13 protein-coding genes are annotated in these 10,364 nt (G+C 59.7%); 4 read left to right on the top strand and 9 right to left on the bottom strand.

The genetic code is table 11. The features are described from left to right. Together KGB06_RS15455 and KGB06_RS15450 are read right to left on the bottom strand one after the other, a co-directional pair. Window positions 1–167: transposase (locus tag KGB06_RS15455; RefSeq protein ID WP_223511913.1), on the bottom strand; the 167-nt coding region annotated here is incomplete at its 3' end. Window positions 168–337: 170 nt separating this feature from the next. Continuing rightward, on the bottom strand, window positions 338–967 hold the full coding sequence (locus tag KGB06_RS15450; RefSeq protein ID WP_223517141.1) for a hypothetical protein: 630 nt from the start codon (window positions 965–967) through the stop codon (window positions 338–340). Between the two features lie 225 nt (window positions 968–1,192). Between KGB06_RS15450 and KGB06_RS15445 the strand changes: the two genes are divergently transcribed. Next, window positions 1,193–2,398, top strand: coding sequence for an MFS transporter (locus tag KGB06_RS15445; RefSeq protein ID WP_223517139.1), 1,206 nt, complete (start codon window positions 1,193–1,195; stop codon window positions 2,396–2,398). 67 nt (window positions 2,399–2,465) lie between these two features. Here KGB06_RS15445 and KGB06_RS15440 read toward each other — a convergent pair whose 3' ends face one another. Together KGB06_RS15440 and KGB06_RS15435 are read right to left on the bottom strand one after the other, a co-directional pair. Next, a complete protein-coding gene (locus tag KGB06_RS15440) occupies window positions 2,466–2,870 on the bottom strand; it encodes a type II toxin-antitoxin system HicB family antitoxin (protein WP_223517137.1) in 405 nt (134 codons plus the stop codon). Continuing rightward, complete coding sequence (locus KGB06_RS15435) at window positions 2,870–3,082, bottom strand: type II toxin-antitoxin system HicA family toxin (RefSeq protein WP_223517130.1); 213 nt, start codon at window positions 3,080–3,082, stop codon at window positions 2,870–2,872. Before KGB06_RS15435 ends, KGB06_RS15440 begins: the two co-directional genes overlap by 1 nt. Window positions 3,083–3,363: 281 nt before the next feature. Here KGB06_RS15435 and KGB06_RS15430 point away from each other — a divergent pair, with 281 nt between their 5' ends. The 3 genes from KGB06_RS15430 to KGB06_RS15420 all read left to right on the top strand — a co-directional run bounded on the left by KGB06_RS15430 (window position 3,364) and on the right by KGB06_RS15420 (window position 5,645). Further along, window positions 3,364–4,083 (top strand): SDR family oxidoreductase, encoded by a 720-nt coding sequence (locus KGB06_RS15430; protein WP_223517128.1) that lies wholly within the window; start codon window positions 3,364–3,366, stop codon window positions 4,081–4,083. A gap of 147 nt (window positions 4,084–4,230) precedes the next feature. Beyond that, the gene (locus KGB06_RS15425) at window positions 4,231–5,118 is read left to right on the top strand and encodes a LysR family transcriptional regulator (RefSeq protein ID WP_223517126.1); all 888 of its coding nucleotides are present in this window, start codon (window positions 4,231–4,233) and stop codon (window positions 5,116–5,118) included. Between the two features lie 59 nt (window positions 5,119–5,177). Further along, window positions 5,178–5,645 carry a helix-turn-helix domain-containing protein gene (locus KGB06_RS15420; protein WP_223517125.1) on the top strand — a complete coding sequence of 156 codons (468 nt, stop codon included), beginning with the start codon at window positions 5,178–5,180 and terminating at the stop codon, window positions 5,643–5,645. A 110-nt stretch (window positions 5,646–5,755) separates the two neighbouring features. Here the strand turns inward: KGB06_RS15420 and KGB06_RS15415 are convergent, their stop codons facing one another. Genes KGB06_RS15415 through KGB06_RS15395 form a run of 5 tightly spaced genes read right to left on the bottom strand, consistent with a single transcriptional unit; the run spans window position 5,756 to window position 10,361 of the window. Then, window positions 5,756–6,160, bottom strand: coding sequence for a hypothetical protein (locus tag KGB06_RS15415; protein WP_223517123.1), 405 nt, complete (start codon window positions 6,158–6,160; stop codon window positions 5,756–5,758). Between the two features lie 14 nt (window positions 6,161–6,174). Beyond that, window positions 6,175–7,377, bottom strand: a complete 1,203-nt coding sequence (gene ccmI, locus KGB06_RS15410; RefSeq protein ID WP_223517122.1) for a c-type cytochrome biogenesis protein CcmI — start codon at window positions 7,375–7,377, stop codon at window positions 6,175–6,177. Next, the gene (locus KGB06_RS15405) at window positions 7,370–7,843 is read right to left on the bottom strand and encodes a cytochrome c-type biogenesis protein (RefSeq protein WP_223517120.1); all 474 of its coding nucleotides are present in this window, start codon (window positions 7,841–7,843) and stop codon (window positions 7,370–7,372) included. Before KGB06_RS15405 ends, ccmI begins: the two co-directional genes overlap by 8 nt. Further along, window positions 7,840–8,376 (bottom strand): DsbE family thiol:disulfide interchange protein, encoded by a 537-nt coding sequence (locus KGB06_RS15400; RefSeq protein ID WP_223517118.1) that lies wholly within the window; start codon window positions 8,374–8,376, stop codon window positions 7,840–7,842. Before KGB06_RS15400 ends, KGB06_RS15405 begins: the two co-directional genes overlap by 4 nt. Further along, complete coding sequence (locus tag KGB06_RS15395; RefSeq protein ID WP_223517117.1) at window positions 8,373–10,361, bottom strand: heme lyase CcmF/NrfE family subunit; 1,989 nt, start codon at window positions 10,359–10,361, stop codon at window positions 8,373–8,375. The genes KGB06_RS15400 and KGB06_RS15395 overlap by 4 nt, the downstream gene beginning before the upstream one ends. Between the last annotated feature and the right edge of the window lie 3 nt (window positions 10,362–10,364).

The raw sequence follows: 10,364 nt of genomic DNA, 5'->3' as shown, positions 1-10,364 counted from the left end.
CCCGCTAGCGTCGAGCCTGCACGTTCTTTCCTGACCTGCTCGACCCAGCGGCGCAACGCAGTAGGGCCGATATCGAAGTTGGCGCAGACCTCAAGAATGGGCTGGTCTTCATCAAGCACCATGCTTGCAGCATTGAGCTTGAACTCGCTGGAATAGGACTTTCGCATCATCATGCACACCTTAGATTTGGGCGCCATCATAGCGCCCTATTGATGTGTCCAATTTCATTAGGCCAGATCAGCCTGCTCGCGATAGCGGAGTGTCATTCAACATTGATATCGACTGACACTCCGCTATCGCGAGCAGGCTCACTCCTACAGGGGTTTGCGCCAAGCAGTTACATCGGCGGTGTAACGCCATCCTTCCCCGCCGAGATCGATTGCGCGGTCAGCGTCCCGTCAGCGCTTTGCGTCACAAATGTCACGATTTTCACCCCCACCTTCAGCAAGTTGCGATCCCCTGGCACTAGGTTAACGATCGGCACATCCTCCGGCACCAGAATCTTCTGCTGCCCGCCCTTGTAGTTAACCGTCAACACTCGGCCATTGCTGACCACCAGATCGCCAACACTGCCATTGGTCATGCTGCTGCCCTTGACCAGATCAAACGGCCGATGCCCGTCGCCGCTGCCAGCCAGTTCCGGTGGAAAAACGTGGACTTCCAGCGCCTTGAGGGTGCCATCTTCCTGAGGAATGGCGGCCGAGCCGATGTAGCTGCCGGGTCTGATGTCTTCGATATTGGCCAGGGTGACGGCGCGGACTTTGGTGTCGTTGGTCAGATTGATGACCACGTTTTCACCGCTGTTGGTGTGGACTTTCAACACGTCGGGGCTGACCCCGGTGATCTCGCCGCGAACACCAATACGCAAGCCCGGTGCGTCAGCGGCCTGGGCCAGGCCAGCGGTAAACAAAGTGATCAGTGTCAGGGTTGAAGCGCCGCGAATCAGGTGACGGAACATTGCAGTCATGGCAGTGCCTTCCGGTAATGAAACGTGAAGAGAGAACATAAGCACGCTATCGAACAGGATGTAAGTGAATGTATCATCCGCACTCTATATCCCGACGCAAGGCGCAAGCCCGCCCCGCGTCACTCATTCCGCAATGGAATGATTACTATCACTTCAATCCCTCTTCCGCCGTTTGGGCTTGCCGCTTAGCCTTCGCGCATTCCCTTTTGTTCAGAGAGTTCCGTTATGAAACCAGCGATTGAGGTGCCTCACGGCGCCGCGACAATGACCAAAGGCATGGTGCTGCTCTTCGCCTTTTGCTGCGGAGCCATTGTGGCCAATATTTACTACGCCCAGCCGATCATCGGCCTGATCGCGCCGGACATCGGCCTGACCAGCACCATGGCCAGCCTGATCGTTTCGCTGACCCAGATTGGCTATGCGCTGGGGCTGTTCTTCCTGGTGCCGCTGGGCGATTTGCTGGAGAACCGCCGTCTGATGATCATCACCACCGTGGTGGCGATTGCGAGTTTGCTGGGCGCTGCGTTCACCGATCAGCCCAACGTATTTTTGCTGATCTCGTTGCTGGTGGGTTTCAGTTCGGTGTCGGTGCAGATCCTGATTCCACTGGCCGCGCATCTGGCACCGGAAGAATCTCGTGGCCGCGTGGTCGGCGGGATCATGGGCGGTTTGCTGCTGGGCATTCTGTTGGCTCGGCCGGTGTCCAGCGTGGTGGCTGACCACTTCGGCTGGCGCGCGATGTTTATGATTGCGGCAGCGTTGATGGCGGCGATCAGCATCGTGCTCGCGCTGACCATTCCCAAGCGCCAGCCTGATCACAGTGCTTCTTATGGGCAGTTGCTGGGGTCGTTGTGGACTCTGTTGCGCCAACAACCGATCTTGCGTCAGCGTGCGTTTTATCAGGGTTGCATGTTCGCCACGTTCAGTCTGTTCTGGACCGCCGTGCCGCTGGAGCTCGCACGCAACCATGGCCTGTCGCAAACCCAGATCGCGATCTTCGCCCTGGTCGGTGCCATCGGCGCCATCGCCGCGCCCATCGCCGGGCGACTGGCCGATGCCGGCCACACCCGCATCGCCTCCTTACTGGCCCTGCTATTCGCCAGCCTGAGCTTCCTGCCAGCGTTCATCCATCCGCTCTACAGTGTGATTGGCCTTGCCGTGACCGGTGTGGTGCTCGACTTCTGCGTGCAGATGAACATGGTCCTCGGCCAACGCGCGGTCTACGCCCTCGACGCCAAAAGCCGCAGCCGACTGAATGCGCTGTACATGACCAGCATCTTCATCGGCGGCGCATTCGGTTCGTCGGTGGCCAGCGCGGTGTATGAGCACGGTGGCTGGTTATGGATCGTGATTGTGGGTAGTGCGTTTCCGCTGTTGGCGTTGCTGCGTTTTTTGAGTGTGTCGCAGAAGGCTTCGTTGGCGACGGCTTAAGAAATCTAAAGTCTTGTGGGCAAGCTCTAGCGTCGAGCTTGCCCACAAGGGATGTGCCTCAGCTCACTCAGTGTCGAACCAACTTTTCCATTGCCGCATCTGCCAGAAAGGAAGAACGGCTTTTCACATTGTGCTCGCGCACATACCGGTCAATGCGTTGAATCACATAACCAGGAAGTGTCACGTTGACCTTCTCGGTTTTGCCCATATAGGGCGCGACGTCCAACTCCAGCATTCCCCAGCCCATATCGGCGAAATCCGGATTCCCACGGTGAGCAGCCGCAGACGTAGGCATCGGTATCGACTCCCCGTCAGCCGCAATTTCCTGAAGCATGATGTGAGCAATCTCGACCGCCGCATTGTAGGCATCTTCAAACGTATCCCCGGCCGTTACTGCGCCTGGAATATCGGGGATCTGAATACCGATGGCGGTGTTCTCGTCGCCCCACTCGATACAGATTGGATATTGCATTATGGATCTCCTGCAAAACTGGCTCCCGGGCAGTACAACCCGGCTCGCCTCCTGATGCTTTTGACCGTCCCGATCGGTAAATCCTTTTTCGGATGAGGGACGGGAATGGTGTACGGGTTGTAGGGGTGTTTGAAGATGTGATGACTTCCGGTAATCCGATCCAGTATCCATCCAGCCTCTTCCAACTCTTTAATCATTAGCCTGCTCTGCACCAATAGCCTCCTTGCTCAGGCCCAAACAAAAGTAACCCTAGAGTTATCTTTACTCAAGCACAAAACTCCGGATCGCGACGCTCGGTTGTTTTACAGGGTGTGATTGCGGGCCACGGCATTCCCCACAAGAATGAATACTTTCGCGGAGCGTGATTCGTTACGCCGAGGGCAACCCGGATTACACTCAGCGTCCTGAGCCTGAAGCGATGCTGGATGCGATTCGCGACTGACCCTTTCAACTGCCGCCCGGCCCGGCGGCAGGTTCTTTCAAGGAGTGTGAAATGACCCGTCGTACTTTTCTCATCACTGGCGCCAGCAAAGGCATTGGCCGCGCGGTGGCTGAGCACTTGGATCGTGCTGGGCATCGAGTCGTCGGGATTGCCCGAACGCCTGATCTGACGTTCCCCGGCATTCTGTTTCCGCTGGATTTGAACGACCGGGCGCTGACTAGGGAAGTGCTGGCGGATCTGGCCAGGACTTACGAATTTGATGGACTGGTGAATAACGTCGGCCTGGTACGCCCGCAAGTGTTGGGTGAAATTGATCTGGATACGTTCGACGAAGTAATGCGGGTCAACCTCCATTCGGCGTTGCAGGCCACCCAGGCACTGTTGCCGAACATGCGCGCCAAGGGTTGGGGTCGGGTGGTGAATATTTCCAGTTTGACCGTGCTCGGGATCACCCAACGCACTGCGTATGCAGCGGCCAAAGCGGCGCTCATCAGCTTCACGCGATCGTGGGCGCTGGAACTGGCGCAAACCGGCGTGACGGTGAACGCGGTGGCGCCGGGACCGACGGAAACCGAATTGTTTCGCGCCAACAACCCGCCTGGCAGTGAAGGTGAAGCGCGGTATCTGGCAGGCGTGCCGATGGGGCGGTTGGGGCAGCCGCAAGAGATTGCGGCGGCGATTGCGTTTTTGTTGTCCGAGCAGAGCGGGTTTATCACCGGGCAGACCTTGTTTGTCGATGGCGGCGCGTCCGTCGGTAAAGCCGCGTTCTAACCAACAACACAAAACCCCTGTAGGAGTGAGCCTGCTCGCGATAGCGCTGGGACAGTCACATCGATATTGACTGACCCAACGCTATCGCGAGCAGGCTCACTCCTACAGGGGATCTCCTAAAGGCATCAGACGGCACAAGGACTTCAGATGGACCGCCTCGCCGCAATGGAAACCTTCGTCTACGTCGTGGAAACCGGCTCGTTTTCCGCCGCCGCCCGGCGCCTGAATATCGGCCAACCCGCCGTGTCGAAAGCCATTGCGCAACTCGAATCACGCCTAGCCGTGCGACTGCTGTTGCGCTCGACCCGAGGCCTGACACCCACCGAGGCCGGCCTGGCCTTTTTCGAACGCGCCAAGCGTGCCATCGAAGAAGCCGACGAGGCCGACAACGCCGCGCGCGGTGCCGCCAGCGGGCTCACCGGCAACCTGCGCATTTGCGCCGCCGTGACCTTCGGCCGAATACATATCGTGCCGCACCTCGGGCCTTTCCTCGATCAGAATCCAGACTTGAACATCGACCTGATGCTCGACGACCGCAACGTCAATCTGGTCGAAGAAGGTGTCGACATCGCCCTGCGCATGGGCGCCCTGAGCGATTCCGGTCTCACTGCCCGCAAGATCGCCGAATGCCGGCGCGTGGTGCTGGGTACGCCGGCCTACTTCGAAAAACACGGCGAACCCACCTGCCCGGCTGACCTGAGCAAACATCAGGCGGTGGTCTACGCCCTGGGCGGCGGCGCCAACTGGCAATTTCGCAACGCGTCCGAAGAGCAGGCCGTGATCATCAGCGGCCGAATTCGCGTCAGTGCCGCCGAAGGCTTGCGTGAAGCAGTCCTCGCCCACTTGGGGCTGACCATGGCCTCCGAATGGATGTTTGCCCCGGAACTGGCCAGTGGTGCGGTCAGGGAAGTGATGAAGGGCTGGACACTGCCGAACCAGGATTTGTGGGCGGTGTTTCCCACCGGAAGAATGGCCAGCGCGAAGGCTCGGGCGTTTGTGGAGTATGTGCAGGGGTTGTTGGTGAAAGAAGCCTGACGTTTCGATTAATTCGAATAGCCTGCCAGCTTCGATAATTCAGAATATTGGAAACCGCCATGTCACCGGTCATCAACCCTGCAATCACCTTGCCTATGGAGCGCGAAGTAAAAGCTGCCATCGAGGGTCAGCGCGCCTTGGCGGCCTACCTGGCGACTCAATTCGAAACCCAGCACATCCAGATTTTTGATGAGCGCAACGAAGCTCACACCGTCGAATTGCCCACCTCGGCACTCCGATTGCTGGTCGACATTTTGGCGGAGCTAGCAGCCGGCAACGCCGTCAAAGTGGTTCCGGTTCACGCCGAACTCACCACCCAGGAAGCCGCAGACCTGCTCAACGTCTCACGCCCGCACCTGATCAAACTGCTCGAATCCGGCGACTTGTCCTACCACAAAACCGGCAAGCACCGACGTGTGCGCTTTGCCGATTTGATGGACTATAAAAACCGGCGCGACACTGCCAGCGAGCAAGCAATGACGCTTCTCGCGGAGCAAGCACAAGCGTTAAGGACAGGATACGAGTGAGGCATTGTCTTTTACGGTTGAGTCCTGAAAAACACCGCTCCCACAGGGTTTTGGGATAAATCAGTTTTTTGAGTAGGTACAAATAAGGCGACCCGAAGGTCGCCTGTGCGTTACTGCCCGAATTGCCGCCCCAACCCGCCCGGCACGCCATGGATATCCGTGTCTTCCCACGGCCCGTTCGGACTGATCGAGCGGCTCCAGCCGTTGTTCCAGCGGTAGTAGGTGCGCTGGCGGTAGAAGGTGTTGGTCTGATCATCCAGCACATAGACGCCGAGCTTGGCATCCCAATGGCTGTTGCCACCCGGTGGTGGTGCGAAGCTGGCGGAGGTGCGTCGCATCGGTTTGGCGGGCTTGGCCGGGATGCCCGGTTTGCTCGGCGAAGGTGTTGGCGACGGTGTAGGTCTTGGCTGCGACGGCGGAATCGGCGGCGGCGACGTGGTCTCCGGCGGCTGGACCGCACATGCGCTTAACCCCAAAACCAGACTGAGCAGGGTGATACGAGCAATAGCGGTCATGTGGTGTTTTCCTGTTATTTATCCGGGCTGTCGATAGTCAGTGTCTGCGGCGCGGTGGTGCTGCTGGCCAGAGGCTGGCTGCGACCGACCCACTCTCCGGCAGTCGGTTGGCCGGCACGGGAGACGCGCGCAACCAGTTGGACTTCAGGGAAGTTGGACAGTTTCAACTGCGGCATCATTGCGTCGGCATCTCCCAGTTCGACGGTCACCGGCAAGTCGGCCACGGTCAGGCGTTTGGCCGCCAGCGGCGCAGGTGGGCCTGAGGTGGCGCGGGCGAAGATGAATACGCTGTCGCCCGGCTGGACCTTGGCTTTGAGCGCTGGCGCCAGGTCTACGGTGACTTTCAGTAACGCTGCAGGTTTGGCCACGGGTGCCTGAGCAACCTTGCCACCGCTGGCTACAAGTTTCTCGGTGGCCTTGGCGATACCGCCTTGCAGTGCGGCACGGGAGTTGTCCTCGGGCGGCAGTTGCTCCAGCAGGCGATTCCAATAGTCGATGGCGTCCTGATAACGCTGGCTTTCAAACGCCACGATGCCGAGCAGGCCCAGACTGGTGACTTCTTTCGGATCGGCTTTCAGCGCTTCATCAGTCAGCGCCTGAATCTTGTCCGACCACTTTTTTCCATCGGCGAAGTATTGGGCCTGAGCCCATTGGCCAAGCAGTTCCGGTTGACGACCGGCCAGGTTCACCGTGCGTTCGAAGATCTTCGCCGCATCGCCAGGACGGTCCTGAGCCATGTACGTGCGACCGAGGAAATACAGGCCTTCAGCCGAGTCCGGCTGAGCGGCGACGGCGCGCTCCAGGCGACGGGTCATCTCTTCCATCGACTGCGGCGCCTGGGCGAATTCGCGGGTCAGTTCGACTTTATCGCTGGCGCCGAAATGCAGGTACAAGCCAAGGCCGAGCACCGGAACCAGCACCGCCGCCAGCAACGGCAACGGCTTGCCCAGGCGAGTCACTCGCGGCGCTGCAACGCCTTCGGTGTCGGCGAGCAGCTCACGGGCCGCTTCGGCGCGGCCGGTGTCCATTTGCGCAGCATCGAGCACGCCCTCTTCCTGCTGAGTCTGCAACTCAGCCACGCGCTCTTGATACAGCGCGACGTTCAGGGCAGTACGATCCTCTTCAAGTTGCGCGCGACGACCACGCAGAACCGGGATCAACAGAAAACTCAGGGCAACCAGAAGTAGCAGACCTGCAGCAAGCCAGAAATCAATCATTCTTGGTTTTATCCAACAGGTGGTCGAGGCGCTCACGCTCCTCGGCAGAAAGCGCGTCCGGGGTTTCAGCGCGTTGTACGCGACGACGGCGGACGATCACGGCGATGATCACAAAACCGCCCAGCAACAGGCCGGCCGGGCCGAACCAGAGCAGTGCCGTCTTGGCGTTGAGTGCGGGTTTGTAACGGACGAAATCACCGTAGCGGTCGACCATGAAGTCGATGATCTGCTGATTGTCCTTGCCCTCGCCGAGCATGCGGAAGATCTCTTTGCGCAGGTCGGCGGCGATCGGCGCATTGGAGTCGGCGATGTCCTGATTCTGGCACTTGGGGCAACGCAGTTCTTTGGTCAGCTCGCGAAAACGCTCGCGATCACCTTCTTTGGCGAACTCGTAGGTGTCGATGGCGGCGTGCACCACGCCGGCCATGCTCAAGCCCAATACCACAGCAGCTATCCAGCGTTTCATGGCTTGGCCTCATCGACCAGTGCCTGATACTTGGCGGCCAGTTTTTCGCGCCAGACCTGCTCGTCGATCACGCCGACAAACTTGTCGCGGATGATGCCCTTGGCATCGATGAAAAAGGTTTCCGGCGCGCCGTAGACACCGAGGTTCAAGCCCAGGGTGCCAGCGTCGTCACGGATGTCCAGTTGATACGGATTGTGGAACTCCACCAGCCACTTCAAGGCATCAGCGTTGACGTCCTTGTAGTTAATGCCGTAAATCACCACGCCCTGCTGGGCCAGCTTGTTAAGTACCGGGTGCTCGACCCGGCAGGAAATGCACCAGGTGCCCCAAACATTGACCAGCGCTGGTTTACCCAGAATGTCGGCCTTGGTCAGTGTCTTGTCACCTTGCACGTTCGGCAGGGAAAACTCCGGGAACGGCTTGTTGATCATCGCCGAAGGCAACTCGGCCGGGTCCAGATAGAGCCCGCGATACAGAAAAACAGCCACCACCAGAAAAATCACCAGTGGCAACAGCATCAACCAACGTCTCATGCAGCGGCTCCCGTCATGCCCAGTGCTTCACGCACGCGGCTTTTCACTTTGACCCGATAACGCCGATCCAGCGCCGCCAGCAATCCGCCGAAGCCGGTCAGCAGGCCGCCGAACCAGATCCAGCGCACGAACGGTTTGACGTGAACGCGCACGGCCCAGGCGCCATCGCCCAGCGGTTCGCCGAGGGCGACGTAAAGGTCACGGGTGAAACCGGCGTCGATCCCGGCTTCGGTCATCACCGAGTTCTGCACGGTGTAGAGGCGTTTTTCCGGGTGCAACACGCTGACTTCCTTGCCGTCGCGGATCACCCGAACGGTGCCCTTGTCGGAGGTGAAGTTCGGGCCTTCGAAGTGCTTGGCGCCTTCGAATACAAACTGATAACCGCCCAGATCCATGGACTCGCCCGGCGCCAGGCGCAGGTCACGCTCGGCACTGTTCTGGCTCGACAGCACGACGCCGAGAGCGCACACGGCGATGCCGAGGTGAGCGACCTGCATGCCCCAATAGCTGCGGGTCAGGGTCGGCAGGCCTTTGATCAGGCCTTTGTGGCGAGTCTTGTCGACAATGTCACGCGCTCCGGCCAACAACACCCAGGCCGCGAGCATGAAGGTCGCGATGACTGCCCAGTTGAAATCGCCGTAAGCGACGCCGGCAATTACAGCCAGTGCAGCACTGCCCAGCAACACCGGGGTGAGCATGCTCATCAGCCACTTCACCGGGGTGTCCCTCCAGCGCACCAGCATGCCGACCGCCATCACCACCATCAGCAACGCCATCAACGGAATGAACAGCGCGTTGAAGTACGGTGGGCCGACCGACAGCTTGGCGCCGGTCATCGCATCCAGAATCAGCGGGTACAAGGTGCCGAGCAGGATCATCGAAGCCGCCACCACCAGCACCAGGTTGTTCCCCAGCAGCAGGGTTTCCCGAGACCAGAGGTTAAAGCCCACCTGGCTCTTGACCACGGGTGCACGCAGGGCGAACAGCGTCAGCGAACCACCGACCACAAACAGCAGGAAGATCAGGATGAACACACCGCGTTCAGGATCGGACGCAAACGCGTGAACCGAGGTCAGCACGCCGGAACGCACGAGGAACGTGCCGAGCAAACTCAACGAGAACGCAGCAATGGCCAGCAACACGGTCCAGCTCTTGAACACGCCACGTTTTTCCGTGACCGCCAACGAGTGAATCAGCGCGGTGCCCACCAGCCAAGGCATGAAGGAAGCGTTTTCAACTGGGTCCCAGAACCACCAGCCGCCCCAGCCGAGTTCGTAGTACGCCCACCACGAACCGAGGGTGATGCCGATGCCGAGGAACGCCCAGGCGACGATAGTCCACGGACGCGACCAGCGAGCCCACGCGGCATCAAGGCGACCGCCCATCAGCGCCGCGATGGCGAAGGCGAAGGCTACCGAGAAACCGACGTACCCCATGTACAGCATCGGCGGGTGAACGATCAGGCCGATGTCTTGCAGCAACGGATTGAGGTCGGCGCCATCGCTGGGCATTTGCGGCAGGATGCGCTTGAACGGGTTGGAGGTGAGGATCAGGAACAGCAGGAATCCGGTGCTGATCATGCCCATCACGGCCAGTACCCGCGCCAGCATGACTTGCGGCAACTGTCGGGAGAACACCGACACCGCGAAGGTCCAGCCACCCAGAATCAATGCCCACAGCAGCAACGAGCCTTCGTGCGCGCCCCACACTGCACTGAATTTGTAGTACCACGGCAAGGCACTGTTGGAGTTGCTGGCGACGTAAGCGACCGAGAAGTCGTCGGTCATGAACGCGTAGGTCAGGCAACCGAAGGCGAACACCAGAAAAGTGAACTGACCCCAGGCGGCCGGCTGCGCGAGGCCCATCCACAAACGGTCACCGCGCCAGGCACCGAGCAACGGCACCACGGCCTGAACCAGCGCGAAACACAGCGCCAGAATCATGGCCAAGTGGCCAAGCTCAGGGATAAAGATTCCGGACGTCATCAA

Source organism: Pseudomonas sp. GL-B-19 (genome assembly GCF_019956415.1).
Classification (GTDB): domain Bacteria; phylum Pseudomonadota; class Gammaproteobacteria; order Pseudomonadales; family Pseudomonadaceae; genus Aquipseudomonas.
Note: the sequence above shows the minus strand (reverse complement) of the source record. Positions and strands in the feature narration are given on the sequence as shown.

What these genes read in the sequence shown, in the direction of transcription:
- KGB06_RS15415 (WP_223517123.1), bottom strand. Translation starts at nt 6,160, where the DNA reads ATGACCGCTATTGCTCGTATCACCCTGCTCAGTCTGGTTTTGGGGTTA.
- KGB06_RS15400 (WP_223517118.1), bottom strand. Translation starts at nt 8,376, where the DNA reads ATGAGACGTTGGTTGATGCTGTTGCCACTGGTGATTTTTCTGGTGGTG.
- KGB06_RS15445 (WP_223517139.1), top strand. Translation starts at nt 1,193, where the DNA reads ATGAAACCAGCGATTGAGGTGCCTCACGGCGCCGCGACAATGACCAAA.
- KGB06_RS15440 (WP_223517137.1), bottom strand. Translation starts at nt 2,870, where the DNA reads ATGCAATATCCAATCTGTATCGAGTGGGGCGACGAGAACACCGCCATC.
- ccmI (WP_223517122.1), bottom strand. Translation starts at nt 7,377, where the DNA reads ATGATTGATTTCTGGCTTGCTGCAGGTCTGCTACTTCTGGTTGCCCTG.
- KGB06_RS15405 (WP_223517120.1), bottom strand. Translation starts at nt 7,843, where the DNA reads ATGAAACGCTGGATAGCTGCTGTGGTATTGGGCTTGAGCATGGCCGGC.
- KGB06_RS15420 (WP_223517125.1), top strand. Translation starts at nt 5,178, where the DNA reads ATGTCACCGGTCATCAACCCTGCAATCACCTTGCCTATGGAGCGCGAA.
- KGB06_RS15430 (WP_223517128.1), top strand. Translation starts at nt 3,364, where the DNA reads ATGACCCGTCGTACTTTTCTCATCACTGGCGCCAGCAAAGGCATTGGC.
- KGB06_RS15395 (WP_223517117.1), bottom strand. Translation starts at nt 10,361, where the DNA reads ATGACGTCCGGAATCTTTATCCCTGAGCTTGGCCACTTGGCCATGATT.
- KGB06_RS15450 (WP_223517141.1), bottom strand. Translation starts at nt 967, where the DNA reads ATGACTGCAATGTTCCGTCACCTGATTCGCGGCGCTTCAACCCTGACA.
- KGB06_RS15425 (WP_223517126.1), top strand. Translation starts at nt 4,231, where the DNA reads ATGGACCGCCTCGCCGCAATGGAAACCTTCGTCTACGTCGTGGAAACC.